Raw genomic sequence first — 24,897 nt, 5'->3', positions numbered from 1 at the left:
AACGCGCTTGCGCAAAGTAGGAGAAAGAGAGCGCGCTCGGCCTTGTACCTAGCGCCCGCGCGACTGGACTCCGAGCCGGACATGACGACTTCGCCCGCGGCGGTGCAGACGGCCCACTTCCATCGGCTCCGCCCGCGACGCTTCAGCACGACGTCGAACCCCGCAAATCCATCCTCGCCGTCCGGAGAAGTCACGCCGCCACCCTGTTCGGCAACCCACCCTGGAGCTGGTCGAGAAGCCGTTCCTCGCGCTCGATCCGGCTCAGGTAGAGCTGGCGCTCCCGCTCTGTCTTCGCGCTCGCCAGCAGCAGTCGATAGTGGTCGATCACCTTCCTCGCTGCCGCGGATCAGCAGGTCCCTGACATCGGTCATGACGCCACCCCCGCGCTCGGCCTTTCAGGCAGGACAAATGCGATGGGGAAGGTTTCGGAAGTCAGCGCCTCGAGCGATGCGGTCTCCTCGGAGAGGCGCCGTTCGATGAACTGGCGTTCGAGGTCCGAGAGACGGGTCTTCAGCAGGCTGCGATAGCGGTGGATGTTGTTGCGGTGCGCACGGCTACGGGCAAAATCTTCATCGAGCATCGTCGCCACTCCTGACGGTCTTCTTGTCCTTTTCAGCTGCGAGAAACGGGAAAACGAATTCCCCGTCGCAAAAATATTCGGCGCGAAACCGCTGTCAAGATGGCAGTGGTGCAGCGTGCGAATTCTTGTGCCACCGGGTTGACCAAATCACGTTGGCCCGAAAAAATTTCCGACGGTCCTCTTGAAACCTCTTGTCGTTTTTCTAATTCATTTTTCGCCGCGAGAGCGGTGCAAGACGCCTTCAAGGGTCCGGCTCGTGCGCCGGCCGGCGGGTTCGGACAGCCGTCCTGCGCTTCTTGTAGGGCGACGGAGGGTTCGCGCCCGCCGTCCATCACACCTGCCCATTGAAAGGAGTGAAGGGAGGCCGACGATGACCAATGTCAGAACGAATTCCGGCGATCTCAATCCCCTCTTCCATCCCGCCGCGCACTATGCGTCTCCGGACGACGTGCTGAACAACGAGACCCTCTCGGCTTCGGAAAAACGCGTCATCCTGTCGTCCTGGGCGTCCGACATGTACGCCGTCGAATCCGTCCCGCGCTGCGCGAGATCCCCGACAGGGGACACGCCATCAGGCTCGCCGACATCCTCTCGGCGCTGCGGCGCCTCGACGGCGAGAACGACGATCCGCTCCGCCCGGGCGGCGCCACCATGCGGCGGCGGCCTTCGGCCGGCGCATGGTGGAGGTCTACGTGATGTTCACGCAGGCCGTTCTTGGAATGGTGTTGCTCGGCCATGTCTCGGCGGCCTGGACCGTGCCCTTTCTGACGCTTTTGTCCGGCTCGGCGGCACGGTCGCTCGATCAAAGGTTAGGCCCGCGGGGCTGCCTGTCTCAAGGAGAATCAGCATAAGATGCGAAACTATAATCGAGCCTTGACGGCGGCCTCGCGCCGGTGCCGAATTGCCCGAAAAGCGGCAGCGCCAAGCGCGTGATATCGAGCAGGAATTCTTTAAAGGTTTGCACAGCGCGTGCGCGACCTCGCAGACAGAGCGGACCCCTTTACCAGGCGACGCCTGCTGAAGCTCGCCGAGAGTTACGATGCGAAAGGGGGCCGCGCGGGCCAGGCCTCGCAGCGCGCCGAGCGCCCCCTGCCGGTGCCGCGCATCCCACCGACCTCGATCTTCACCGGGCCGGGAGAAGCCTAACCGAGCGCGCCAACGCGGCTTCTCTTCAACAGCACGCCCTCGCCCATTTGGTTTAGCGGCCTGGCCTTAAAATCTTAGCGCTCCGAACAGGAAAAGTAGCGCGACGGTGACGATGGCTGAAACCACGAGCGAACCGAGACAGCCCAGCCGGTTGGAGAAGAGCTCTCAGACCGGACGATCGGAATTTCCGAGATTACCCTCTAACCGGACCTGCTGCGGACATGCCAAAATCGACGCGAATGACCCATATCCGACATCACCCCTCTGGCACCCCGGCCACGCGCATGCCCTCATAGAAGCGCTCGCGTCCAGCGAGGTAAGTCGGATTGTCGCTCGGCACGTTGGCGCGGAAGCGGGAGATGGTGAAAGTCGGGTCGAGCGCAAGCCCTGCTTGGGCCGCGGATCGCGCCTCATCAAGCTGACCGAGGCGCGCTAGCGCGGTGGCAAGATAGATATGCGCGCGTGGATGATTTTGGTTGATCTCGACCGAGCGACGGAACCGTGCGACCGCCTCCTGTTCGGCGCCGAGCTGCAGCTTGGCGAAGCCCGCGAAGATCATCCAAACAAAAGCCTCCGTATCACGAGGACTGAGGCGGAGTGCCTCTTGGACATGGGCCTCAGTCTCCTCGCCGCGACCGAGAAGATACTTGGCGCGACCGATGTAGGCGTGCGCATTAGCTAGGTTTCGATCCAGCGCCAATGCCTGCTCGCATTCAGCTATGCCTTGGGCCGCGCGGTTTGTGAACATTTTGATGTTTCCTAGAAGCCAGTGGGCGCGTGCGTGCTGGGGGGCCAAGGACAGAGCCATGATCAAGGCCGTCTCAGCCGCTGCGAGACGCGCGGCCCGCTCAACGGTCAAAGCCATGCCAACAGCTGCCGCATCAACAACTGCCAATCCGACCAGCGCTTCGACATTTTTGGGATCGAGCGCCAAGGCTGGTTCAAAAAAGCTGCGCGATTGCGCAAGATACTCGGAAGTCCTTCCCTTGTTTAAGCAAGCCATGCCCTGGAAAATCAAATCCATCGCATCGGGATGCAGCGAACGCTCCGCCCGCCGCGCCTCAGCTTCAACAAGTTGAGTATTTAGCGTGTTAGCGAGCCTCGATACGATTTCGTCCTGCATATCGAATAGATCAGCGACTGGCTTGTCGAACCGTTCGGCCCACAGGTGTTTGCCAGTCTCGGCGTCGATCAGCTGAACATTCACGCGAAGCCGGTTGCCACCACGCTGCACCGAGCCCTCCAGCACGTAGCGGACGTTTAACTCGCGTCCGATCTGCTTGAGATCAACCGCTTTGCCTTTGAACGTAAATGCGGTGTGTCGGCCAATCACGAATGCGCCATTGATGCGCGACAAGTCTGTGGTCAGGCTCTCGGTCACGCCGTCAACGAAATAGTCTTGCTCGGGATCGCCACCAATATTCGCAAACGGCAGCACCACCATGGACAGACGCGGGGCTGAAGCGTGGGTCGGCGTCACGGCGCCGCTATGCGTCGCAATTGTGCGTCCTTCGAGTTCGTGCACTGTGCCAACAAAGCGGAAGCCCTTACGCGGAAATGTCTTGATTAGGCGCTGCCTGTCGCCGCCGTCACCGATTGCGGTCCGAGCGGCATTCAGGCGGGTCGTCAGCGCAGCATCTGATACAATGCGTCCATTCCAAACCGCGTTGATGAGATCGTCTTTGCTCACGACGCGGTCTCTGTGCCTGATCAAATAGTCGAGTAGATCAAACACCTGCGGCGCTGTCTGGACGACGTTAGCCGCCCGACGCAACTCACGTCGGTCGGTGTCGAGAGCGAAATCCTCAAACAAATAGCGCAAACTATCGTTTCCTTGCCTACGCGCCGATGTTACTAATGGCGGTTGCAGCGTAAGAATAAGACGCCGGTGGTTCCGAGGGAAGTCCGTAATTGGCTTCTTTGCGTCGCTTCGCCGCTCTGCAACAACATGTCGGCTATCTGGCAACAGCGGACTTAGCATGTCGAAGCGGACTCCTAAATCGCTGCCCATGGGTGCCTACAAGCGCTCCCCCCGATCCCCTTCAGCAGCTGCGACCGAAGATCGATCACCACCTCGACCGGCTCGCGGTCGCAACCGAGCAATGACCGCGGCTCACGATCCAGCGGGCTTGCGCGGAAGTTGCAGCGCCCGAGCGCCGCGGCTAATGCGATCTTCAGTTCGCGAAATTGGTAAGGATCGCTGGTGGCAAGGCCCCGCCGAAATCGCGCGACGGCCTCTGCGGTTATGTTCGTTGTGTAGCGCCGCTTGTCTCGTCTTAGGCGCGCGGGCATCAAGGCTGGCCGAACTGTTCGAGTGCCCGAGGCTGATGCGATTTTGAACGTCCACATGAACCCGGCGCCGAAGCCGCTGGCACGCCTTACGCGCCTCCTCTCTGCCTCGGCGACCGTACGCGTCGGTCTCAACGCCCGCGTCAACCACTTCGCCGAAGAAGTCGAACTCGCCCAAGCGCCGGCAGCCGCGTGTCTCTTATTTTTGCGTACATGGTCCGCCGGGATCTTCCGCCCGGCGTTCTGGCAAACATTTGTTGCCGCGGTCCCGCCGACGCAATCCCGGCGTATTCCCGGCTTTCAACGATTTTGCGGTCTCCAAATGCTTTTGCAACGTATCTATCTGGCCGGAAGCATATTCTCCGGCAGCATCCTTACTTTTGGATGCCTTCTTGTATTCGGCGATATCCTTTTGGTGGTCTGCGATCATGTGTGTCGCGAACATTTTGACATCTTGTCATGTTCGGCTTTTTGCTTCGCATTCGGTGCGCTTGGTGAGTTCATCCGAAAGCTCGGCTGACAGACTATCCTGTGCTCAATGCTATCACCTGCCGCCTGCATAGCCTTGGCGCCAACGCCAAGACCGAGCCGACTTGTAGCATGGTCTACTGGGTCTTTCGCTGGCGGGTAGTGCATCCGCATCCACGATGCCCGCTGCCGATATCCCGCAATCCAATACCTCGCCAAATCAGCGCTTCTTTCTTGGCGAAGAGGAAATGGCCGACGTCAGTCTGGCCACGTTCCATCTTTTCGATAGAGAAAACTTTGGCAGCGGCGTGCAGCTAGCGCGCGGGTGCGGTGGTTGCGGGTGCGGCCATGGTGGCGGCGGGTGCGGCGGCGGCCGAGGTTGCGGTGGTGGTGGGTTTGTTGGCGGCCGAGGTTGCGGTGGCGGCGGGTTTGTTGGAGGCCGAGGTTGCGGTGGTGGCGGGTTTGTTGGCGTCCGTGGTTGCGGTGGTGGTGGGTTTGTTGGCGTTCGTGGTTGCGGTGGCTTCCGTGGTTGCCGCGGCTTCCGTGGTTGCGGTTGCGGCGGCTACGGGTTCAGCATCGGGTTCTATGACGACATCGGGTTCGATGACTGGGGGTATGGTGGCTGGGGGTTCGGTGGTTGCGCGGGTTGCTGCGGATCCTGGGGAGCGTGCCGCTTGTGCTAAGTCCCACCAAGGACTCTGCTAAGCTGCGATCAGCCTCTCGCTGGTTACGAGTTTAAGGTCGCCTTCGGGTCACACGCGGAAGAACTCAGGTTGAGTATGTCGAGTCCGCTTCACCCCAGAGAACAGACGTCTAGCGGACATGCTGGGTCGACCGCTTGGGGCCACAACCGGAAGTAGAACATCTAGGGCGATTGATCTTAGGCCTGTGATATCCTGCCGCGTATGTCGGATGTAGTCGTCGGTGCTGCTAGTGTCCTTGTGCTGCTCTCTGTTCGCGAGGAAGGCCACTACGACTATCATGCCAATGCCGATCAGCGTGAACATGGGACTTCCTCACTTTGCCTGCCCGTCTAGGCGGCGAGAGCATCGAGCAGAGCTTTGCAGCGATCAGCAATAGACGGATGCGGTTATCCCCCGCCTTCGGGCCGTTAAGCGCGGCGGCTTCGGCCCGGTTAGTTTGAAGCGGGCAACGCTCGTTGTTGCCCGCCCCAATCGCTTACTCGAAAACGCCGTTTGGCCAAATGGAGCCAACGAGCACGGCTAAGGCGATGAACAACTCGGATAGAGCATGCATCGCGGCGGGATCGAGCGCGGACATCGCGTTCCCCCTTCATCAATGATGATTTGTTGCGATGCATGTTGGACGAGACATGCCCAGTGCGCTTGCGAGACACCGATTGCGACCGAAAACGCGCAAGCTCCTGAAACGATAGCGTCTGAACCGTAAAACCTTACTAAAACCGTGACGCTGACCATGCCGTGATGCCGTGCCGCCGGAAACCAGCGGGAGGGATTGGTGAGGGTCGTGCGCTTGATGCTGACGCACGGTCGCGTCGTGGTGACGTTGCGTGGCGACAAGACAAGAAGCGACGCAGTGTCCCCTCAGAACGGGATCGATGGTGCGCGGACCCAGTTAATGAAAAGTTAACGGAACAGGTAAACTTGGCAGTTGTCGTGATAGTAATGACGTGCGGCGCGTGACGCTGTCCGGGCGCGTGAAGTTGTGAGCGGTCCCTCCGCAATCGGTCGGCAGGCTCCTTTGGAGAGCGCCCAAAAGCGCGGGGACCGTGCGACGGACCCCGCGCAAGCGTATTTGCAATCGCGCAATTCCGGCTTTATTTTATGTGAATTGGTACACAAATTCCGTGTGCGCCGACCGGCCAGAAGCAGACCTCAAACTGCACGCCTGATGCCCGCTTCAGCCGGATTATCAGCCAAGTCTGTCAGGTCCGAAAAGGGCCCAACAACGGACTCGTGCAGCGCAGAAGGATCGTTATTCAATCACCTCGTTGGCGCGGCCGCGCAGCGTCGCAGGGATATCGATGCCGAGCGCCTTCACCTTCGAGAACATCGGAATGCTACCGGTCTTCAACCGGGAGGTCTGCAATGGGTGGTCATTAACGGACATCGCTGAGCGCTTAGCGTACGTCCGCTTTAATCAACTCGTCAGCCCTCGCGGTCAAATGCTGAGGAACAGATAGGCCCATATCTTTGGCAGCTTTGAGGTTGATGGCAAGATGGAATTCGCTCGGCCCTTCGACGGGCAAATCACTTGGCTTTGCCCCGTTGAGGATCTTCTCGACGAAATATGCGCCTCGGCGCCATATTCCATCAATTGTCGGACCATAGGCAAGCAGGCCGCCGATCTGCACCCATTCTCGATATTCATGCGCGTTCGGAATTTTGTTTTCTATTCCGAAGTCGACAATCCTCTTGCGATCAAAGACGAACATCGGATCGGTGACAGTAGTCATCGCATCAATCATCGTATCCTGCCTTTTGCGCAGGATTGAAGCAAACGCGACCTCAAATTCCGGCGGTGAACGAACTTCAAACGGCTGCGCTTCAATTCCCAATTTTTCAAATGCCGAAGAAATACTGTTGAGATGATTGCTGGCGTAAGAGGGAAGCGGATTGTAAAGAACTGCCAACCGCGAGAGTTGTGGAACAATTTCTTTCAAGAACTCGACACGTTTGACATCGCGATCAGGCGAGAGATTGTCGATACCCGTAAGGTTCCCGCCAGGATGTGAAAGAGACGGGTATAATTTGGTTTCAACGCCGCCGCGGCTCGAGAGCACGACAATGGGAATTGTCGCAGTAATCTTCTTCACCAAAAGTCCGGGGTAATTTCCCACAGCCACGATCACGTCCACATTCTGCCGGACGAGATCGGCAGCCATCTCGGGCAGAAGTTCCGAATGTCCTTTTGCCTCCCGCCATTCGATGGTGAGATTTTTGCCCTCCGAATAGCCGCGATCACCTAATTCGCGAACGAAGCCGTTTACCCAAGGATAGCTGCTCAAATTAGCCGTCAGATATCCAATTCGGTAAATCTTTTTAGATTGCTGCGCCTGAGCCGCCAGCGGCCACACCGCAGCGCCGCCGAGTGCCGTTATGAACTCGCGCCGCTTCATGTCTGATGCCTCTGCAAAGCCTAGAGACAACCTATTTGCTCTTGGCGTGCTAGTTGATCCGGCATCATTGGTGTCGCCTCCGCACGTTCAACCGGACAGTTAGCAGTTCAACCGCAGTATCGTTTTGCTCATTCGCTAAAAATTCACGAACTAGGACAACTGAGGTGGCCTTACTTCACGGCACAACGCCACCAAGCTGAATACTCATCGATGATCCGGCGCGCTTCTTCGACCCGCGCCGATTGAGACGACGGTTGATCTTTGGCCGGTGGCGGTTCCGGTGATTTCATGCTGCGATGACGGCATAGCGCCAAAGGAAACTTTTGAGCTAAGTCAAGGCTCCCTTACTCTGGCGGTTGCAATCCGGGCGATCTCAGCCACTCGCTCATATGCGAGCCGGTCTCGGCTTGAAGGTTTCGGTCCGAACGGGGCGGTGCCTAGGGCCCGGGCCCATCAAGCACGAACCTGCGATCAGGCCGCTTTAATGTGGCTCAAGGGAAATAGAAGGTCGTTCATGGCTGGCGAGCTGACGGAAGCTCAGGCAAGCCCTGCATCGGACTACTCGTTGGGTGCTTGCAGCGCCGCTTCCAATTCTGCAACGATGTCTTGTATGAGGCCGCGTGCGAGAGGATCGGTGGCATCGCGCTCCATCATGCGGTAGCCCATGATCTGATCTTGAAGGTCTTGCTGTTCCTCATCGTCGTCCATCACGCGCTCCCCAACTGAGCAATGACGCCGAACGAGGCAATGGTTGCCGGGAACTTTGAAAAATCTTGGCCAGAACTAAGGCGTTTCCTCCAATTTAATCGGAGTACTTAACGGAGCGGCTGAGTTCAGCCTTGCCACCCGCAATGCCATCCGAAGCGCCGTTTCGATCCCATGCTCCCGTTGCTCGATCATGCGGGGCCCGTTCAGAACACTCCGATCCAGGCGAAAAAAGCAACCTCGAGTAGGAAGGTGATGCCCATGATAGCGACAGTGAGAACTGCGTCGCCCGCCGGTAAAGGGGTCATAGCGCCTCGTGCAATTGCGAAGCCCCGAAGCCAAGAGCCAAACTCCCAGAGGTGGGAGAATGTTTCAGTTCCAAACTTGGACCCGAGGCGCCTTAGCGCATTTCGAGTTCCTTGATCGCCAGAGCCGAAATCTGGGAAGCGTCTTTGATGCCGGCCTGCGCGATCTTGATGATTGTTTTCGCAATCATTTCCGTGAGGGGGTCGTCGCGGTCCTTGACACAGAGCGCAGGCAACGTTTGTTCGTATGCTTTAATAATGAAGGCAACCTCTTCCGGCGCCATGCCGTGGATTTGCAAATGCAAGTAGATCGCCATCTCGCGCTCGGAACCCGTGCCTCAATTGCAAAAACATTACCATCGGAACCCAGTGCGCACTGCAACAATTCGAGCGGTACGGCTTGCTGAAGCTCAATGAAATTGCGGCATGGACCTAAATCTGCGCGAGGATACCGGAAATCGAAAGGGGCCGCCTCACAGCGACCCCTTGCCGGTTACAATTTTGTTCGGAATGAAAATGCCAGCCCCGGCGCTCTACTTAAAGGTATGTTTATGCCGAGTGCACTCCGGATAACAGAGACGCCACCCAGGGTCTGCCGAGCCGGTGAGGCTCCACCTCGCAAAAAGGTCGAGCATGCCTATTTTCCCGCATGCGTTCGTTTGTGCCTGCCGACCAAGGGCATTGCGGTCCCCGACGGCTCCGATTGGCTCCATGAAGTGAAGTACGACGGCTATCGCCTCCGCTTGGAGCGCGATGGCGACCGGGTGCGCCTGATCACGCGCGGCGGCTACAACTGGGCCAGTCGCTATCCCTGGATCGTCGAGGCCGCGAGCAAGATTAGGTAGAAGCAGTTTGTGCTCGATGGCGAAGCGGTCGTGCTTGGCGTGAAGGACGGGCATGCTAAGATGGGTGCAAGACCGAAAGGCAAAGTAATGCCGGTCTCCGCATCATCACGACACCGTCGAACAGAAATAAGCCACCGTATCTGAGGGCTTGCGAGGGGTATGCGGTATGCTCGCCCCCCTAGCTTGTGACGAGTGAAGAGAAGTAGACCAAGGAGGGAAAGGAAATGAAGCGACTAATCGTACCATTTGCTGTTGCTTCTAGCCTTGCTGTCCTAGCAGCAGCACAAATCCTGCCGAAGGAGGCATCGCAGGCTGCCGAGATGCAAATGAAGCCTCCGGTCAATGTTGAAGACATTAGGTGGGGTCCCGCTCCACCGACCATCCCGCCCGGCGCGCAGCTCGCCGTCGTAGCTGGTGACCCCAGCAAGGAGGGGCTGTTCACGATGCGGTTAAAAATGCCTGCGAACTACAAAGTCCCCGCCCACAACCATCCCACCGACGAGTTCGTGACGGTGATCTCCGGTGACTTCCGTGTCGGTCTCGGCGACAAGCTCGATATGGACAAGGGGCAGTCCCTCAAGGCCGGAGGTTTTGGCGAAATGCCAGCAGGCATGAATCACTATGCCTGGACCACGGAAGAGACCGTGGTACAGATCGCCGGATCCGGGCCGTTCGCTATCAACTACGTCAGCCCGGCCGATGACCCGAGCAAACAGGCCACGAAATAGTGGGTGAGTGAGAAGCAAACAATATGAAACTCGGATGCGGCCGGGGTCGCCAAATTCTATCTCAGCTTCGCGTCCAAGAGGCGATATCCGACAGTCAACGAGTACGCGCCAAGTAAAAGGCCCCGACGATGTTGCACGTCGGGGCCCTTCAAGATCGTCAGGCACGGGTACCTCCGCCGCGCCTTCCGATCAACGTGTCACTGATTACGGCACCTTCTTTGGGGCAAGATGTGGCAACCGCGCGGCTTCAAGGGTAATCACATTCCGCGCGAAAGCGGCTCGCGGCCAGCTCGCTCTTGCGCCACTCAGCGCGACGCCGCTGCTCTATCGCCAACGCCTTGCGCGTCTCCACGTCCCAAATGACCTTGTCGATCTCGGCACCGTCCAGCGTGCGTTTGATCCGCAACACGATGGACAGCACCATCACGACATCGCCATACGGCATCAGCAGATCACGGGCGGCAACATCGCAGTGTGCTCGATGAAGGTCTCAATCGCCTGCTCGCTCTTACAGAACAGCAGCGCCAGTTCACGCGCCTGCCGGAGATCATCTGCCGGTGACACAGGCTCGCCATCCAGCAGCATGCGCTCAGCGGCTCGGCGCCATCAATTCGATCACTTGCGTATAGGTATTGCCGAAGACGTCAGAGACCGAGCTGTGATCTTCGCCAGCGCTGGGCATCAGCGGAGAAAGAACCTCGCGAACATCGGAGGCGTCGCCGCGGCCTTCCGCAAACGCCTCCACGTGGCGCTCGCCCCATAAGCGGCCTTCGTAGCCGGAACCCGGATGGACGGTGGCACCGCCCAACGCATGGCCGCGCAGGCGCGCAGCGACAATGTGGCGCCCGCCTCGTGAATGGCGATCCGGCAGTCCTTGTCGTAAGTGCGGCCGAGCGAGGTGAGGAGGCCGTCGTACTCGTCAACCTCCGCATCGGGGCCGCTGCCATCGTCGCCAACCTCGACCTGGGCAGCGGCCCCCGGACCGCCGACAGAGGTCGCGGGCTGCTCCTTGCCATCCTCGGCCGGGTTCTCTTCAAACATCGCCCAACACCTTCTTGTGCCGCGCCAGCATGCGGGCGCGGGTAGCCGCGACAAACGCTGTCGCCCGGTCGCGGCATCGCGCGAGCGATCATGTCGGCCACGGCGGCCGGGATGTGGTTCTCGTTTTTCGGATCGCTAACCAGTTCCAACGCCGCAGGCACCTCCGCGCGAGATCGCCAAGAACTTGCCGAGCCCGAGCGCGTCGAACACCACCGGCACCGCGCGAGCCGTATGTTCGGACAGGCGCGCCGCGGTGCTGTTGAATTCCGCGCCGACCTGGGTCAGCTCGCGAACCAGCAACCCAATCTCGGCGGCGGTCTCAGCGCGCACCTTGCGATCCGCCATCTCGGCCTTGGTGCGCTCAAGGGCCTCCAACTGCTGTTCGACTTCCGTGAGTGCCGCTTTCAAGGTGGTGCTGCGGTCCTGTGCCGCGCGCAACGCCGCTTCCGCGCGATCAAGCTCGGCGTCATCGCCGGTCAGCGCGGCTTACCGCCCCGCCCCAACGCGATCGATGCCGCCATTTGCATTGCCACCGGCGTTATGACGGACCGCAGCGCGCGCCACCGGACGAGGCCTGAGCACGACCCCTGCCCCGCCAACGCAGCCGGTCGGATATTCAACGTACTGGCAGTACACGACCGCCTTGGCTGGGGCTGGATCGAGAGTGAGACCTGCAAGCCCCAACAAGGCGCTAACAGCAATCCCGGCAACAGTCGCTGACTTGATCGAAAGACGCTTCCTCGGATGCATGGCGGACCTCCCTCGTCGCGCTTGCGTCACTGAAAGGTGACGGGAGCCGCCTCGGTGCGGCTGAACCTAGCGTGGGCCCCAGAGGATCGCTGACGTTGACCTAGATCGATGGAGGGCCTGTGCCGTCGGCGTGCTGATGACGCGATGACGTGGTGCCGTCCGCCGGCCGCACCCGGTTGGTTCGCTTTAAGTCAGTCGCTCTGACGATAGCGATTAGGCCGAAACGGAATGTCGTCGATGTACGGTCGCACAACCCGCTTGGTCTTGAGCATATCGCGCCACGCATAGGCATAAATCGCGATCAAGACAGATACGAAGGACGTCCACAACAGGATGATCCACTTCATCTGTGTTCTCCTCTCGATGTAGGCGAGCAATAGCGTCCATGGGTATCGGAACCCAGTTTGGAGGTGCTTGCGTTAGATCAACCCTTGGGATGCTGTGGCGTGGCCTACGCGACGTCACGCGCGGGCCAACGCCGTGTTCTCGCCACCCATGCGCCGCCGCGTCGAGATGATGTTGGCGGGGACGGTCGCGAGAAGGCCGCCCTCCGACGATGGCGGCCCTCCGCAATCGGGCCGCAGGTACTGTGGAGAGCGCCCCAAACTGCGGGGACCGCGCGACCGCGACCTCTGAGGATATTTGCAGTTGCGAATTCCAGGCTTAATTTTATGCCAGTCGGCACACAAAGGCGGTGCGCCATGTGGCATGTCGAATACGGAAACGGTGCTCTTCATGGGTAGGAACGTCGGGACCGGCACGAGGTTAGATGGATTACGCACCATCGCGGCGGCGCTGACCGGCGCGTTGGACTGGAGGCGGCCCATGAAAATCATTGTGGACGAAGACGGCGAGATCATCGCCCAAGCATCCGATGACCATACTCTAATCGGCGGCCACCACCGCCTCGCAGTGGCGGCCAGCCTCGGTAAAAGACTGTTCTGGCGAGATACCGGCAAACCAGTGAAGCTTGATAACTTCTTCAAGCATTATGGAAGTTCTTTTCGACATACAGCCTAAGGCGCTCGCCAAGCGTATCGTTGTTCGGGTGCATCGCACCGTCTTGGAATAAGTCGCGCGATATTGCCGTCCGCGACCCCACAGCCGGTAGGCTTCGTCCTCGTAAGGATCGTCGGCGGTCGGTGGCGGGATCAACCTCGCGCCTTCCTTGCGGAAGTGTTCGAGACCGCGGCCCAGCTTCTCCCGGCGTGTGTGTGTTGATCGTTGGCCCGGTCGGGATCGTCGGCGCGTAGTCCTCAAGCAAGGATCGAAGCCGATGGCGGCAGCGAAGTGGTAGCCCGCGCGGGACTTCGGCGCGCACGCCATCATGCGGATCGCGATGCCCCACCATCAGGCGGGCTTCGCCGATACTCTCACTGTAGCGCTCCCGCGATGCCGCGAGCGATGCGGCGACGAACGGAAACAGTGCGGCGCGGCCAACGTGTCGAGGTCTTCATGGCAAATGACTTCGAGGCGATTGCGGACCATCGAGTGAAACGCCTTCGCGTGTGTGGATCAATTCGACGGCGAACTCCATCGTTTCGGCTCCATGCCGCGCCTGATCGCCTTCTGCATCGCTGAGACACAGGCCATCGCGGGAAGGCCGTTCTTGCTGTCGGGGATCATCGCGGCGAACCCTTGCGCGACGCGACGATGAGAACGCCGGTCGTGTTCGCGAGGCGGGCCGCGACCAGCGTGCGGGCCTGCCGCGCGCTGTAGGCGTGAATTACGAATAAGAACGTGCCGCTCTGGATGACGACGAAGGGGCGCGGGTCGCGCATTGGCTTGCTCCGGGTTGTGGGCGGCGGTGCCGTCCCGTCCCGGTTCAGCCACCAGTGGCCGTTGCAGTAAAATCATGTTTTCGGCTCGAGAATCATTATCCCCGCCACTGTTGCGGGCCTGATCGTCGCCGCCGATGGCGCAGGCTGATGCCGATGCCGGGGTGCCGCGCCGCGTCCGTTGTGCCCGGCACGCCACCGCAATCTGTAGCGGCTTGCCTGTCCATTGTGGCCGGACGGAGTTGTTTGCTATTTCTGCTCCCCGCGATATTCTGACAATTGGCTGGGGGGCCTTAGGATGTTCGATGTGTATCTGAACACTAAGCGTGATCTGTTGGTTGTGCGTAGTGGTTTGCCAATTCCTCTTTCTGACGCGCCAGGCGGGTGGCGTAAGAAGAAAAAAGCGGCGAGCGTCAGCGAGGACATTAAGCTCGCCATTCAGAGACAGGGTTACTACATGCGCAAGCTAACGGACTTTAAGAAGCGGTAGTCCGCAAAGCGCATGTGCAACCTCTTGTCTGATTGCGGTTGCTGGCACAAGGGTTCAGCTCGTTACCGACAGCCTGCGAGGCTCGCTCTTGTCTACGAGGTCGACGTTCATAGCCGCCTCACGATGGTAGTCCGAAGATCGGGAGCTGCTATCTATTAGGCGCGTGCTGCAGGCACAGAGGTTGCAGTGCAGTCACCCCGACCTCGTCCTCGCAGGACGTCGTCCCGCCTTTTCGGCGGATCCGCTGAATTGCTAATTGATCATGCGGTCGCCTCCTCACGGGTCCATCGGAACTCGCTTCCATCTCCCCAGATCCGATGCATCACGATCGCTAATTTTCGTGCGACTGCTACGACCGCTCGGCGAAGACCGCGTCGCTTGGCCACCCTTACACCCCAAGCTTTCAATGCGGACCAACGCTTGGTGCGGGTTAGAAGTGCAAGCGCGGCCTGATAAAGTATGGTCCTGAGCATCACATCGCCACACCTCGAAATAGCGCCATTCCGATCGGTTTCCCCAGATGCGTATTTGCGTGGCGTAAGGCCAAGATGCGCGCCAACATCGCGGGATCGTTGAAAGCGATCCGGGTCATCAATGGTTGTTAGAAACGTGATTGCCGTCAGTGCACCTACGCCCGGTATCGTCATGAGCCGCTGACATGTCGATTCGCGGCGTACTATTTCAAGTACCATCTTGTGCAGGACGCCATACTGTTCACGCAGCGCGGCTCGAGCCAGAAGCGTTGGGCGCAGCATCGCCGCGAGTCGTGGATGGCCATCTGTGAGTTCATTGGTCTGCTGCTCAAACGTCGCTTGAGATATACGACCAGACAGCTTTAAGCCGAAGACGCGTAAGACGCCGCGAATTTCGTTCTCAATATCGATCTGCTTGATCAAAAGCGTCTTGCGATTGTTGAGAAGCATTCGTAGCTCCTGGCTCACGTCACCCTTGATATGAACAACGGTGTACCAGCCGACCCGCATTACCTGTGCAATGGCGCGAGCGTCGTTTCGATCGGTCTTAATAGGCATCGTCTTAGTCACGCCACGCAGTCTTCGGGGATCGATGCAGACTGCGTGTAAGCCGGCAGCACGCAGTTCGCTGTACAGCCAACGAGCGAGACCACCAATCTCAATCCCGATCTTGACAATGGGCAATCCGCGTTCGTTGAGCCCGGCAACAATAGCCTCCGGTTCCGAAAGTGCCTTGCCCTCGCGAATGACGACGCCATTCTCGTCCACAACACAGATAGCCGTCTCCTTTAGCGAAACATCCAGACCGACATAGTGCTTCATGTTCCCGCTCCTGCTGCCACCGGCTCGCCGGCTTCCCTTCCAGGCTGAGCCTTTCGAGCAGCAACCGCAATCACCCCATCTACAGCATCACCACGAACAAAGCTGCGATCATCGCGCCGTTCCGCGTGGTTAATCGCTACGTCGGCAACCTACCGCCGATGCCGGCCGTGTTTCCGGATTATTCAGTTCCGGTGGTGCCAACGCCGAGACCGGACCCGAGGTGAGTACGATGCCGTGGTGGATGCCGTTGATAGCTGTGCACGCGCAGCTGGGGATCTGAGATACTGAGATAGAGCAAGTTGCCACGCAGCTGCTGCCACTAGGGCACCTATCCGTCACGCTGCGCCCCAATAACATGGGTTAAAGAACTCAAGGTCCGCGCCTGGTAAGTTGTCACCGTCGCCGCCCGGCCTTTGGCATCTTATCGGCGATGGAAACGCCAGATTGCACTCTGGCTGCGTTTGATTCGGAGGAACGCAATCGCGTCACAAGCACTAAAAGCCCGGGTGAAGCAGACCTACGCAACTAAGTCCGGCATTTTGCCTGTCGACCCGAAATGGACCTCATCGCCAACGCCGCGTCGCAACCGTGCCAGTTTCCTTGATTTGTCCGCTATCGGACGGACAAAACCCGGGAAGAGTTTTATACTGCCGAGCGGAACATTCGTTGAATGCGCCGATATGAAAAATCCGTTAGACGAGAAACCGACCGGCAAAGGGTCCAAACTGTCCCGTGCCGATCAGGCCCGGGAAGTCGCTGAGGAATATGCCGATGATCTGCGCCGGATCATCAGGAAGCTGCGCAAGATGCTCCCGCGCTCGCAGAACCAAGACAGCCCTAATTAGCTATGTCCGGACATAGCTGATATCGTTAGGTCGTTCGCTCGCGACCGAATAACCTACGATTACTGAGGGCGCGGTCGCTCCCGGACCAATCGGGAGGCCTTCGATGATTTCCGTCAATGAGTGCAAAACATATGCAGCCGAGTACAAAATTCTGGGGCGCGAACCGCATATTTCTGCTCGCCGATCCACTGTGCTACTTGGCATCTCACGTAGTTGGACAGCGCTGGCGCACCAACTTGAAAGCCTGACATGGTAGTCAAAGACGAACAGAAGTAAGGCCGCCGCAGGTGGCGGCAGTTGGCGATCTAAACTATCTCAACCGCCATATCGCTTCCGCGTTTTGCGTGGTCATCGTCCAATCGAAAGATCCTGCGCGGCGCTAAACCCGATACGACAAGCCACTCGTCAGGCTTATTCCCCTCGCCAATAACCCCGTAGCATCCTGATCGGGCAGCGCTTGAAGCGCCTGCACAAGTTCACGAACTTTCATCTGCCGTTCCCCTCTCAGCTGGAGGCCGCCTCAGGCATCAAAGAAAGCATAGTGAGCATGCTGATACTGGCGAGCCCAGACCATCGATTGAGTCATGGTCGCATGCGCGATACGGGTTTGGTCGCCCATACCAAGCAGCACCTGAGAGTGGGAAGTGAATTGAGATAGATCAATGGTGGAGGATCAACGCCGAGACGGAGGCCTCGGCGAAGACACCCGCCACAACGCCGACCACACGCACCATTAGCTCACTGCCCATGACCTAAACTAACTCGGGTTAAGGCCGAAAGCCTGCGCAGTTCGCGCCAAAACGGACCACTGGGAATTCTAGGGGGAGACAAGCTGCCCCCGCCCCGGGGCAAAGGGAAGTGAAACATCGCCGAGCGCGCGCTCAGGGTCAAACTGAGAAGAATTCAGGGCGAGATATTTTTTTCCGCTTTGCCCTCGAACGCGGACGTTCACCGTGGAGGTCGGCAAGTCTCTGAAGGGGCCAAAAGGCGACATCGCAGGCTTAGCCCGATATGAAAGAGGAGCCAACAGGCGGCCTTGCTCGCCCCGGCCTAGTTCGCCTTTGAGCCAACCCGCTTTGTTCTCGGTTTCATAGGTCCTCCCAGCGCCTTGTAGGCCAGTTTGCACTTAGGACATTCAAGCGTGCGCAAATCGGGACCAGCAAAGCTGGGCTCGACACCGACCAGCATCATGCAAATCTCGCACTTGGGGCAGCGAGACCGCTCGATCATGCGAGCGGAATGAGATTCCGGCATGCGATGCACTCCCCTACGATCCGGCGGGAGCGCAACACTCTCAGTCACCGATAACAGCCGAGGGCGGGCGGTGATCAGGTATCCTACACCGCCAAAGATGGCGGGGAGCCGACGTAAAAGTGTATTCTGGGACACGATTTCCAACTGATGCGGCCTATGTCCGAGCCTTCGGAGATCCCCCAGCAGGCCCGAACCGAGCGGGCGTTCAAAACGTCGCGTCCGTCGAGAACGCCTTCCTGCGTAGAATACCAACCGTACTACAGAACCGCACCGGTCTCGACCGCGGTTGCGATGTCCGATGTACAAGCCGACATCGTCAGCGCGGCTGGCGGGTCGCTTTACGCATCATATTTCGCAAGTCCGGCCCGGCTTAGGATTATGAACCGTTTTCGGGTCGCCCCGTCGCACCACAACAGCCCCTCTTCTTGTAGGGTCGAAAGAGCGCGTGATACTGTTTCCAGCGACAGTCCGAGATAATCGGCGATATCGCGACGGCCCATCGGCAAGACCATTGCGTCCGGATGCGCCTGCCGTTCGTCCATTTCAAGGATGAACGCCGCCACTTTCTCAAGCGCCGTCTTTCGGCCCAAGAGAAGCATATGGTTCTCAGCGTGCCGAAGGCTTTGAGTAACGAGGCGGAGCAGTTGGGTTCTGCCGTTTGCTCGACTTTCGAACGCAGCAAGAAGGTTACGCTGGTTCACGATACGAACTTTGGTCTCGACAAGAGCTTCGGCAGAAAAGCGATATTTTGCGCCATTTTCTAACCCAAACATATCACCTGGAAGGTGAAACGAGTTGATCTGACGGCGTCCATCTGCGAGCCGCCTGTGGGTCCGAACCGCACCAGAGATGATTTGATAGACGTACTCAGTCTCACCTCCCTCGCCGAAGATTTCCGTTCCTTTGCGATGCTTAAACTCGCTACAGAACGCGCACTCGCCCGCAAGGGTAAGTGAGTGATCGTCAGAATTACGGTTAGCTGCGTTCACCTTAACAAGCATCGCTGCGCCCGTGAGTTAACGAATGCTGTGCGATCAACAGAAGAAATTTGGCCAGCGCAAACTTCACCGTACCCGCGCAGATCGACCCTCCGCCCTCTCGGTCGTCCCTCAACTGCGCGCCGCATTCTGACTGGTGTCAAGGGCTAAGTCTGCGGAACCACAAGGGACTTGGATCGCATCAGAAAGTGTCTGCGACGGGTCAAAAGCGCCGGTTTGGCTACGGCCTGCGCACTTCGGGTCTGCACCGCTAATCGGACATACTCGGTGTCGGCAGCCACTTCGCAAGAGGGCCAGAGGCGGACATGCGGACCTTGGCCAACGCAACCAGTAAGCGACGCTATAAATCTCCCTCCGCTGATTTCCTCAGCGGCTCGATGATCGCTCGGCAAAAGATACGAGGTGCGCAACGGATTGGACCTGCATTTTCTTCATGACCATGTGGCGATGGGCCTTGATTGTACGTTCGGTGCAGCCAAGCGCACGGGAGGCATGCTTGTTCGTGTTGCCGATAACGATAAGGTCGAAGACCTGTCGTTCGCGCGGCGTCAATGCCGCAAGACGGGCATGAGCTACATCCGACTTGATCTTTAAGCCGCGCGCCGCGGCGTGCTGCACAATCGCCCGCTCAATGACCTCAAGAAGTTGCTTCGATGTTATAGGCTTGATCAAAAAGTCAACCGCACCCGCCTTTATCGCCGCCACCGTTGTCGGGATGTCGGGATAATCAGCAACGAAGACGATTGGCAGGGTCGCGCCGAGTTCGCTCAATCGAGACTGAAGTACCAGGCCATCCAATCCGGGCATTTGCACGTTGAGGAGAAGACAACCTGGGGCACTTTCGCGCGGCAGGTAATCCAGCAGGTGCTGAGAGGAATTGTAAGTCGCAATCGCATAACCGGCGTGCCTTAAACAGCGCTCTGTCGCTTTCAGGAAAGTCGCATCGTCGTCAACGACATGCACAGTCCCCCAGTGCAGTCGCTGAGTGAACCGAAACTCTGGATCAGAATGAGGATCGTGTTGGTTCATGTCGCGCCGAATAGTTCAGGCGGGAGCATGAAGCACTCTCAGTCACCGATGGATGCCTATGGCGGGCCGATGATGAGATTAAACTAGCTCTGTCCGGTGCCCGACACAATGGCGTCCGAGTGGCGAACAGGTAGCCGGAGGGACAGTCTCGCTGCTGAGGTCAGCCAAGCTGCCCCTTTACTGTGGTTCGATCAAGCTCTTGTGGAGCCTAGCGCGATTGATGTCCCGCGATGGCGAGGTGATGTGCCGTCGGCTTTGCCTCGGAAAGCCGTCATGACGCGGGTTCAAGCGACCTTCGGCTTAGGGCCAACTCCAGACCATACCGGATTCGGCCTGCTTTCTCTCATCGCCGGAGCTGCGTAGCAGGAACACTCCACGAAACCTACGGACCGACCGTCAACTCCCGAAGTGTCGCCATCAGTTGAGCCGGATGATAGGGCTTAGCAAGAAACCGCCCGCCTTCAGGCAGGTCGTTTGGCCGCACATTAACGAACCCGGAAGTCGCAACGATCTTAATCGGGGGCCAGCGTCCTTTGACCGCAGCGGCCAGTTTTAGGCCATCCATGCTGCCCGGCATCTGAATGTCCGTAAATAGAACGGCGATATCCGATCTGGCTTCAAGAATTGAAATGGCTTCATCTGCATTCGATGCCTCAAGCACATCGAACTCGGCATCTTCAATGATTTGAGCCGCGTGGGACCGGATCAGAAACTCGTCCTCGACGATTAGGACAACGGGCCGCCTCGCTGCGTTTGCAGAACTCATGGCGCCCGTCCTTTTAAGGTCTATCTAGACAAAGGGTCCCAGCAGCCAACGTTCCTGGCTGATCGAAATATATGTCCGGGACCGGACGATTATTTTTCGACCTAAGATCCGGCCCCTTTGCCCCCACCTAAGCGATAGGTATTGCAAGACAATCAGATCGTCGCAGATCGACTGCAAACGTACGAGTTGGCGCAAAGCACGGTACCGGACGGACAATCCGTTTCGTTCGTCACTATATTAAGTTCTTCCCGCGAGGACCGCCTTCGGAGCGGCTTCCACCTTCCCCCTGCGAGAATCGGCCCGACCGACCGGGCAGGAATATCGCAGTGCACCTCAAAAATTTAGGCCGTCCGTTGGACAACAAGCTGCTTGCGGCTCTGCCGCGCCACCACTTCGATTTGCTGGCGCACCATCTGACCACCGTTTCATTGCAGCAAGCCGAAGTTTTGGCGGAGCCGGGTGATGAATTCGATCAGGTCTACTTTCCCCAAAATGGAATGCTCTCGCTACTTGCCGTGCTGCGAGACGGCAAAGCGATCGAGACGGCGACGGTCGGGCGCGAGGGGGTGGTCGGCGCGATGGCAGGATTGGGGCTCTACAAGTCCCTCGTTCGAGTTGTGGTTCAGCTCCCGATGATGGTGAGCAAAATTCCTGCTTCACAATTCAGAAAAGCCGTGGCTCAAAGCGAAGCAGCCCGAAACATGTGTATCCAATATAATGAAGTGCTTCTCTCTCAGGCCAGGATCACCGCGGCCTGCAATGCGTTGCATGCCGTCGAGGCGAGGTTCTGCCGCTGGTTATTGCAATCCGCAGATCGCGCCGAAAGCGATACCGTGATGCTGACCCACGAATTTCTTGCCGAGATGCTTGGAGTTCGCCGTACCTCGGTCACGGAAGTTGCGAGCAAGATACAGGCTGCGGGGGCCATTACCTACTCGCGCGGGCAAATTACGATTCTGGATCGATCCACTTTGGAGAGAATGTCGTGCGAGTGCTATCAAACACTGGTGGACCAGTCGGCTATTCTAATCTAGGCCAGCCTTGCTGCGACTTTGATCTCTGCTCGACGGCAAACTTGCCCGCCTCATCGGCGGCGGATTTACTGCCTGATTTTAATTTCTGCGATCTTTCTATCTTGGTGCCATAACTCTATGTCGTGGCCGTCTGCGTACTGCTCGGCGTGCTTTTTGGCTGTTTCATCGTCTTTGGACCAAAACTCGATGCGGTCCTCTATGTGACCATCCGGTCCCATGACATATGCGCGGTAGTCTCGCATCGCCCCCCTCGGCGAAAAACAAACAGACTACGATTATATAAACTAATCATTTCGGCGGCTGCAATCCCGGGGACCGTAGCCACTCTTTCAAGTGCGAGCCTGTTTCGGCTTGTCGCGCGCGGCGCAAAAGCAACTCGCGAGCGGTGCTACCAGGAGGTTGCTCTTCGGCCGCTTGCTTAAATCGCCGGGCCTCATCCGCTAGCAGCTCCTCAAAAGTGGCATTGTGCTTGAGCTGTGCCATCGCACGGCACTCCACTCTTACCGCTACTGCCCCGGAAAAATTAAACTCTTGTCCTCGTTCCCTGTCTGTCCGGGACCGGACACAAATCAACAAGACACCTCCAAATTAGAACCCTTGGGCAACTACGGATAAGCGCCGGCCGTGTCTGAACACGCCGTCGTCAGTGGGCCAACGCCCGCGCGGCACACAGATCGATGATGTTGCTCATTGCCGCACCTCCTCACAGGAGAGGTCTTCAGCGAGCTTGCGGGAGTCGCTGGTGCGTTTGCCGATTTCAGGCTGTCCCTACAGCGGCGACGGGCGAAAACGAATCCACGGACTCCGCTCGCGGCTCCCGCGTGGGACTGCCGTCCGGAATTGAGGACGAGTTTAAGGGTGGCGTGCTATGCACGCTGTCAGCTTCGGTCATCTTGAATACCCTTCTGTGATCGAGGTTAGGGTCGAGGCGGAATTGGCACGCGTTGGCCTGAGGGTACGGTTGCAGCCATCGACGCCTGGGCGAAGGAACAGGGGGACGAACCTCCTCGCTCCGAAGCAATCCGCCGCCTCGTCGAGCTTGGCTTGGGCAAATCCGCTCGCGCTAGCGCGGTTACACCCACGGCCAAAGCCTCATCAGACAGAGCTCGGGAGATGGCAGGTAACACGATCGACAAGCTCAAAGACGCCTAGGCCAGTCCGGATGACCAGGTGAGCCGCAAGCGACGGCTCGTCAAAGGGCCCGAGGAATTCCAAAACATCCGACGCGACCGGCCAAATCGAAAATGAACTAATGGAGGCTACGATTGTTGGTGGATATCGGCCAGAAGGCAAAAAGCAAATGATCAAGCCCACGCGGTCCGCCAAGCAACAGGTTGCGGACGATGCCGATCGAAGGGCCCTCAACCCGGTGGGGTCGAGACAGACCATAGCGGACAGTCAGGCCGCTCCAGAGTTTCAGGAAAATCTCAAGCGCCTAAAAGCCGAACGGCTCGAGCGCGAGGCTCGACTGAAGGCGAAGCCGAAGGATTGAGTTAACCCACCTCTTTCGCCAGAAGGCTAATCATGTCGAACCGACGGTGGGTGATCTTCCTGCTGGTTTCCGTGATGATTGTTTGCTCGATCGCCGCGAGTGCCCGGTATTATCTAAGCAAGTGCCATGGCATGGACGCGTGCGCGGCCGCCGAAGCCGAAAGCCATGAACGAGATAAGCCGAGCGAGCCACAATAGCGAAAAGCCTGCCGCGAACCAGCGCGGCCTGAGTCGGGGCGGGTCCTAACGCGCTTGCATTCAGCCGCGATCCTCCCAACGCCATCGGGACGGTATGCGGACCAGGCATGATGCGGCTATAGCTCTGGTCCGGATTCTCACGCCCACGGACATCCCATCACTGATTTGGTTAAAAATCTCCCTTTCGGGGCGCTTGCGCTCGTCTTACGGTTGGGCGACGCTGGCAACATGAATTGGCGGCGGGGACTCTTCCGACTCTGGCTCGTGCTCACGATCACCTGGCTGATCGTCGGAGGCGGCGTGGCTTTTGCGATCTGGAACGCGGACACTTCCGCTCGGGAATCAGCCCGCATCTGGAGCGAGCATGACGCTCAGTGCAGCGATGGCTCGAAACGGGGGCCGTGGTGTGACTTTGCGCCAGCAAGATCACGAGAACACCCCATGCCGACTGCATTTTATCCAGGCTTGGTATTAGCTCCGCCAATGCTCTTGTTCATCCTTGGTTGGATGGGGTTGTGGGTCGCGCGCGGCTTCAGCGCGCGGCAACTCGAATCCCGCTGAGTGCCAATATGCATCCCTTCTGGGCGCCTCGGCGCGTCGCAAGCAAAACGCGCTGCCAGAGCCGAGCGGGACTAGCCTACTCTGCGCCGTTGACTCCGCCATAGAGCTGCCCCCACCATCGGCGCAGACCCCATGACACACCCCCAGCCCATGCCCATACGATTCGGCGTTCTACTTCTCGGAGATAGCGGAATGGTTACGGCGTGATGACCTGCGGCGTGACGTCGATCATGGGCGGCCTGGGATCGTGAGTAATGATCTGGATGACCACGCCTGGCGACGTGGGGCCGGATGGAGCCGGCGGCACCGTCTGCGGCGAGATGCCGGCCAGCGAGAGAATGTAAGAACTAGCGCGGTCGGCAACCATGCCGTTTTCACTGGAGAGCAACCTGACCTTGGTGACGCCAGCCTTGGCGGCATTGATGGCGAGGTTCCGCTCGATCTTCTGACGGAGCAGCGCCGCTATATGTTGGCGTCCTAATTCTCTGGACAGGTGCTCGCGAGTGAGGCCCGCGATACGCGCCGCTGCGGTGATGTTCTCACCGTCGACAAGAGCGTCGATAGCCGCCCGGATCTTCTTGGAAATCGGCTTGGCCTTTTCAGACATGGTTGATCACCTTGGGCGCCGGCGCTGGATCGTCCGACAAGTCGATGACATAGCCGGCCCGGACCTCGATGTTGACGTTGACGCTCGGCTGGCTGCTCGGCTGGATGCCTGCAGGCCCCAAAACGAACGAACTTGCCCGATCACGGACAAGAGCGTGGTCGCAGTCCAGTAAGTCGACCTTGACCGCACCCGCTCGCGTAGCCGCAATGGCGAGATTGCGCTGCACCTTCTGGTGCATGAATGCGGCCACGTGTGGCTTGCTAAGCTCACGGCTGAGATGCTCCCGTGTAATCCCGACCTTCTCAGCAGCAGCCGTTACGGTCTTGCAGTCACCAGCGACCATGCTGGCGGTCGCTTCGCGCACTTTGGCCGAAATCGGTTTGGGACGGGCGGGCTTGTCTTCCGGGCGCACAGTCGCGGGAGCGGTGCGCGTCATTATTGATCTCCTTTGATCCAGGTCGCGAAGGCCGGCGGAGCATCAGCAGTCAAACTGTTCCCCATCGGGCCCCACCCTTGATGCGCGGTTCGATGACCCGCAAGTGAGAACGTCCTAAGCTCTCGCGCGACGGAGTCACAGGGCGCTCGCGCACAAGC

27 protein-coding genes and 1 pseudogene are annotated in these 24,897 nt (G+C 58.8%); 8 read left to right on the top strand and 20 right to left on the bottom strand.

The features are described from left to right. Positions 1–190: 190 nt before the first annotated feature. The 3 genes from AB7535_RS40795 to AB7535_RS40785 all read right to left on the bottom strand — a co-directional run bounded on the left by AB7535_RS40795 (position 191) and on the right by AB7535_RS40785 (position 3,548). Complete coding sequence (locus tag AB7535_RS40795) at positions 191–328, bottom strand: hypothetical protein (protein ID WP_354134742.1); 138 nt, start codon at positions 326–328, stop codon at positions 191–193. Positions 329–367: 39 nt separating this feature from the next. Continuing rightward, the gene (locus AB7535_RS40790) at positions 368–580 is read right to left on the bottom strand and encodes a hypothetical protein (RefSeq protein WP_354134743.1); all 213 of its coding nucleotides are present in this window, start codon (positions 578–580) and stop codon (positions 368–370) included. Between the two features lie 1,402 nt (positions 581–1,982). Then, complete coding sequence (locus AB7535_RS40785) at positions 1,983–3,548, bottom strand: winged helix-turn-helix domain-containing protein (protein WP_439037721.1); 1,566 nt, start codon at positions 3,546–3,548, stop codon at positions 1,983–1,985. A 492-nt stretch (positions 3,549–4,040) separates the two neighbouring features. On the opposite strand from AB7535_RS40785, the gene AB7535_RS40780 reads away from it, so the two are divergent. Then, positions 4,041–4,535 carry a hypothetical protein gene (locus AB7535_RS40780; protein WP_439037720.1) on the top strand — a complete coding sequence of 165 codons (495 nt, stop codon included), beginning with the start codon at positions 4,041–4,043 and terminating at the stop codon, positions 4,533–4,535. Positions 4,536–6,439: 1,904 nt separating this feature from the next. On the opposite strand, the gene AB7535_RS40775 is transcribed toward AB7535_RS40780, so the two are convergent. The 4 genes from AB7535_RS40775 to AB7535_RS40760 form a co-directional block, all read right to left on the bottom strand. After that, entirely contained in the window at positions 6,440–6,574 is a 135-nt protein-coding gene (locus AB7535_RS40775; RefSeq protein WP_439037719.1) for a hypothetical protein, read from the bottom strand. A 10-nt stretch (positions 6,575–6,584) separates the two neighbouring features. Beyond that, a complete protein-coding gene (locus AB7535_RS40770) occupies positions 6,585–7,583 on the bottom strand; it encodes an ABC transporter substrate-binding protein (RefSeq protein WP_354113608.1) in 999 nt (332 codons plus the stop codon). A 558-nt stretch (positions 7,584–8,141) separates the two neighbouring features. Beyond that, the gene (locus AB7535_RS40765; RefSeq protein WP_439037718.1) at positions 8,142–8,291 is read right to left on the bottom strand and encodes a hypothetical protein; all 150 of its coding nucleotides are present in this window, start codon (positions 8,289–8,291) and stop codon (positions 8,142–8,144) included. A gap of 397 nt (positions 8,292–8,688) precedes the next feature. Then, positions 8,689–8,910 (bottom strand): hypothetical protein, encoded by a 222-nt coding sequence (locus AB7535_RS40760; RefSeq protein ID WP_439037717.1) that lies wholly within the window; start codon positions 8,908–8,910, stop codon positions 8,689–8,691. A gap of 342 nt (positions 8,911–9,252) precedes the next feature. Here AB7535_RS40760 and AB7535_RS40755 point away from each other — a divergent pair, with 342 nt between their 5' ends. Together AB7535_RS40755 and AB7535_RS40750 are read left to right on the top strand one after the other, a co-directional pair. Then, on the top strand, positions 9,253–9,438 hold the full coding sequence (locus tag AB7535_RS40755) for an ATP-dependent DNA ligase (protein ID WP_354113605.1): 186 nt from the start codon (positions 9,253–9,255) through the stop codon (positions 9,436–9,438). 224 nt (positions 9,439–9,662) lie between these two features. Next, entirely contained in the window at positions 9,663–10,166 is a 504-nt protein-coding gene (locus AB7535_RS40750; RefSeq protein ID WP_439037716.1) for a cupin domain-containing protein, read from the top strand. A 247-nt stretch (positions 10,167–10,413) separates the two neighbouring features. Here AB7535_RS40750 and AB7535_RS40745 read toward each other — a convergent pair whose 3' ends face one another. From AB7535_RS40745 to AB7535_RS40720, 6 genes are all read right to left on the bottom strand, one after another. Further along, positions 10,414–10,611, bottom strand: coding sequence for a hypothetical protein (locus AB7535_RS40745; RefSeq protein WP_354113603.1), 198 nt, complete (start codon positions 10,609–10,611; stop codon positions 10,414–10,416). After that, the gene (locus AB7535_RS40740) at positions 10,611–10,751 is read right to left on the bottom strand and encodes a hypothetical protein (protein ID WP_354113602.1); all 141 of its coding nucleotides are present in this window, start codon (positions 10,749–10,751) and stop codon (positions 10,611–10,613) included. Before AB7535_RS40740 ends, AB7535_RS40745 begins: the two co-directional genes overlap by 1 nt. Positions 10,752–10,847: 96 nt before the next feature. Beyond that, positions 10,848–11,207, bottom strand: a complete 360-nt coding sequence (locus AB7535_RS40735; RefSeq protein WP_439037715.1) for a hypothetical protein — start codon at positions 11,205–11,207, stop codon at positions 10,848–10,850. A 135-nt stretch (positions 11,208–11,342) separates the two neighbouring features. Beyond that, a complete protein-coding gene (locus AB7535_RS40730; RefSeq protein WP_354113600.1) occupies positions 11,343–11,645 on the bottom strand; it encodes a hypothetical protein in 303 nt (100 codons plus the stop codon). 48 nt (positions 11,646–11,693) lie between these two features. Then, a complete protein-coding gene (locus AB7535_RS40725) occupies positions 11,694–11,957 on the bottom strand; it encodes a hypothetical protein (protein ID WP_354113599.1) in 264 nt (87 codons plus the stop codon). A 191-nt stretch (positions 11,958–12,148) separates the two neighbouring features. Beyond that, the gene (locus tag AB7535_RS40720) at positions 12,149–12,304 is read right to left on the bottom strand and encodes a hypothetical protein (protein WP_167768323.1); all 156 of its coding nucleotides are present in this window, start codon (positions 12,302–12,304) and stop codon (positions 12,149–12,151) included. A 478-nt stretch (positions 12,305–12,782) separates the two neighbouring features. On the opposite strand from AB7535_RS40720, the gene AB7535_RS40715 reads away from it, so the two are divergent. Then, entirely contained in the window at positions 12,783–12,977 is a 195-nt protein-coding gene (locus tag AB7535_RS40715) for a hypothetical protein (RefSeq protein ID WP_354113598.1), read from the top strand. Positions 12,978–13,579: 602 nt separating this feature from the next. Here AB7535_RS40715 and AB7535_RS40710 read toward each other — a convergent pair. Further along, on the bottom strand, positions 13,580–13,738 hold the full coding sequence (locus tag AB7535_RS40710; RefSeq protein WP_354113597.1) for a hypothetical protein: 159 nt from the start codon (positions 13,736–13,738) through the stop codon (positions 13,580–13,582). Between the two features lie 747 nt (positions 13,739–14,485). Continuing rightward, complete coding sequence (locus AB7535_RS40705; protein ID WP_439037714.1) at positions 14,486–15,520, bottom strand: IS110 family transposase; 1,035 nt, start codon at positions 15,518–15,520, stop codon at positions 14,486–14,488. A gap of 77 nt (positions 15,521–15,597) precedes the next feature. On the opposite strand from AB7535_RS40705, the pseudogene AB7535_RS40700 reads away from it, so the two are divergent. Both AB7535_RS40700 and AB7535_RS40695 read left to right on the top strand, forming a co-directional pair. Next, positions 15,598–15,767 (top strand): annotated as a pseudogene (locus AB7535_RS40700) (SOS response-associated peptidase); the annotation flags it as partial. 259 nt (positions 15,768–16,026) lie between these two features. Beyond that, a complete protein-coding gene (locus tag AB7535_RS40695; protein ID WP_354113594.1) occupies positions 16,027–16,365 on the top strand; it encodes a hypothetical protein in 339 nt (112 codons plus the stop codon). Positions 16,366–17,957: 1,592 nt separating this feature from the next. Here AB7535_RS40695 and AB7535_RS40690 read toward each other — a convergent pair. The 3 genes from AB7535_RS40690 to AB7535_RS40680 all read right to left on the bottom strand — a co-directional run bounded on the left by AB7535_RS40690 (position 17,958) and on the right by AB7535_RS40680 (position 20,412). Then, on the bottom strand, positions 17,958–18,620 hold the full coding sequence (locus AB7535_RS40690; protein WP_439037713.1) for a helix-turn-helix domain-containing protein: 663 nt from the start codon (positions 18,618–18,620) through the stop codon (positions 17,958–17,960). 363 nt (positions 18,621–18,983) lie between these two features. Next, positions 18,984–19,646, bottom strand: coding sequence for a response regulator transcription factor (locus tag AB7535_RS40685; protein ID WP_439037712.1), 663 nt, complete (start codon positions 19,644–19,646; stop codon positions 18,984–18,986). A gap of 382 nt (positions 19,647–20,028) precedes the next feature. Continuing rightward, positions 20,029–20,412 carry a response regulator gene (locus tag AB7535_RS40680; RefSeq protein ID WP_354113589.1) on the bottom strand — a complete coding sequence of 128 codons (384 nt, stop codon included), beginning with the start codon at positions 20,410–20,412 and terminating at the stop codon, positions 20,029–20,031. Between the two features lie 326 nt (positions 20,413–20,738). On the opposite strand from AB7535_RS40680, the gene AB7535_RS40675 reads away from it, so the two are divergent. Together AB7535_RS40675 and AB7535_RS40670 are read left to right on the top strand one after the other, a co-directional pair. Beyond that, positions 20,739–21,446 (top strand): Crp/Fnr family transcriptional regulator, encoded by a 708-nt coding sequence (locus tag AB7535_RS40675; RefSeq protein WP_439037711.1) that lies wholly within the window; start codon positions 20,739–20,741, stop codon positions 21,444–21,446. Between the two features lie 1,300 nt (positions 21,447–22,746). Next, complete coding sequence (locus AB7535_RS40670) at positions 22,747–22,938, top strand: hypothetical protein (protein WP_038960001.1); 192 nt, start codon at positions 22,747–22,749, stop codon at positions 22,936–22,938. 954 nt (positions 22,939–23,892) lie between these two features. Here the strand turns inward: AB7535_RS40670 and AB7535_RS40665 are convergent. Then, the gene (locus AB7535_RS40665; protein WP_439037710.1) at positions 23,893–24,303 is read right to left on the bottom strand and encodes a hypothetical protein; all 411 of its coding nucleotides are present in this window, start codon (positions 24,301–24,303) and stop codon (positions 23,893–23,895) included. Then, positions 24,296–24,739, bottom strand: coding sequence for a hypothetical protein (locus tag AB7535_RS40660; protein WP_439037709.1), 444 nt, complete (start codon positions 24,737–24,739; stop codon positions 24,296–24,298). The genes AB7535_RS40665 and AB7535_RS40660 overlap by 8 nt, the downstream gene beginning before the upstream one ends. Positions 24,740–24,897 lie beyond the last annotated feature (158 nt).

Origin of the sequence: Bradyrhizobium sp. 956_D2_N1_4, from assembly GCF_052076025.1 — a bacterium.
Classification (GTDB): Bacteria; Pseudomonadota; Alphaproteobacteria; order Rhizobiales; family Xanthobacteraceae; genus Bradyrhizobium; species Bradyrhizobium barranii.
The sequence above is the reverse complement of the archived record's forward strand: the minus strand, read 5'-3'. Positions and strand labels throughout refer to the sequence as shown.

Excerpts from the sequence above, each read along its gene's own strand:
- AB7535_RS40790 (WP_354134743.1), bottom strand. The coding sequence starts at position 580 with ATGCTCGATGAAGATTTTGCCCGTAGCCGTGCGCACCGCAACAACATC.
- AB7535_RS40775 (WP_439037719.1), bottom strand. The coding sequence starts at position 6,574 with ATGTCCGTTAATGACCACCCATTGCAGACCTCCCGGTTGAAGACCGGT.
- AB7535_RS40770 (WP_354113608.1), bottom strand. The coding sequence starts at position 7,583 with ATGAAGCGGCGCGAGTTCATAACGGCACTCGGCGGCGCTGCGGTGTGG.
- AB7535_RS40765 (WP_439037718.1), bottom strand. The coding sequence starts at position 8,291 with ATGGACGACGATGAGGAACAGCAAGACCTTCAAGATCAGATCATGGGC.
- AB7535_RS40760 (WP_439037717.1), bottom strand. The coding sequence starts at position 8,910 with ATGGCGATCTACTTGCATTTGCAAATCCACGGCATGGCGCCGGAAGAG.
- AB7535_RS40750 (WP_439037716.1), top strand. The coding sequence starts at position 9,663 with ATGAAGCGACTAATCGTACCATTTGCTGTTGCTTCTAGCCTTGCTGTC.
- AB7535_RS40745 (WP_354113603.1), bottom strand. The coding sequence starts at position 10,611 with ATGCCGTATGGCGATGTCGTGATGGTGCTGTCCATCGTGTTGCGGATC.
- AB7535_RS40740 (WP_354113602.1), bottom strand. The coding sequence starts at position 10,751 with ATGCTGCTGGATGGCGAGCCTGTGTCACCGGCAGATGATCTCCGGCAG.
- AB7535_RS40735 (WP_439037715.1), bottom strand. The coding sequence starts at position 11,207 with ATGTTTGAAGAGAACCCGGCCGAGGATGGCAAGGAGCAGCCCGCGACC.
- AB7535_RS40725 (WP_354113599.1), bottom strand. The coding sequence starts at position 11,957 with ATGCATCCGAGGAAGCGTCTTTCGATCAAGTCAGCGACTGTTGCCGGG.
- AB7535_RS40720 (WP_167768323.1), bottom strand. The coding sequence starts at position 12,304 with ATGAAGTGGATCATCCTGTTGTGGACGTCCTTCGTATCTGTCTTGATC.
- AB7535_RS40715 (WP_354113598.1), top strand. The coding sequence starts at position 12,783 with ATGAAAATCATTGTGGACGAAGACGGCGAGATCATCGCCCAAGCATCC.
- AB7535_RS40710 (WP_354113597.1), bottom strand. The coding sequence starts at position 13,738 with ATGCGCGACCCGCGCCCCTTCGTCGTCATCCAGAGCGGCACGTTCTTA.
- AB7535_RS40705 (WP_439037714.1), bottom strand. The coding sequence starts at position 15,520 with ATGAAGCACTATGTCGGTCTGGATGTTTCGCTAAAGGAGACGGCTATC.
- AB7535_RS40690 (WP_439037713.1), bottom strand. The coding sequence starts at position 18,620 with ATGCTTGTTAAGGTGAACGCAGCTAACCGTAATTCTGACGATCACTCA.
- AB7535_RS40685 (WP_439037712.1), bottom strand. The coding sequence starts at position 19,646 with ATGAACCAACACGATCCTCATTCTGATCCAGAGTTTCGGTTCACTCAG.
- AB7535_RS40680 (WP_354113589.1), bottom strand. The coding sequence starts at position 20,412 with ATGAGTTCTGCAAACGCAGCGAGGCGGCCCGTTGTCCTAATCGTCGAG.
- AB7535_RS40670 (WP_038960001.1), top strand. The coding sequence starts at position 22,747 with ATGATCAAGCCCACGCGGTCCGCCAAGCAACAGGTTGCGGACGATGCC.
- AB7535_RS40665 (WP_439037710.1), bottom strand. The coding sequence starts at position 24,303 with ATGTCTGAAAAGGCCAAGCCGATTTCCAAGAAGATCCGGGCGGCTATC.
- AB7535_RS40660 (WP_439037709.1), bottom strand. The coding sequence starts at position 24,739 with ATGACGCGCACCGCTCCCGCGACTGTGCGCCCGGAAGACAAGCCCGCC.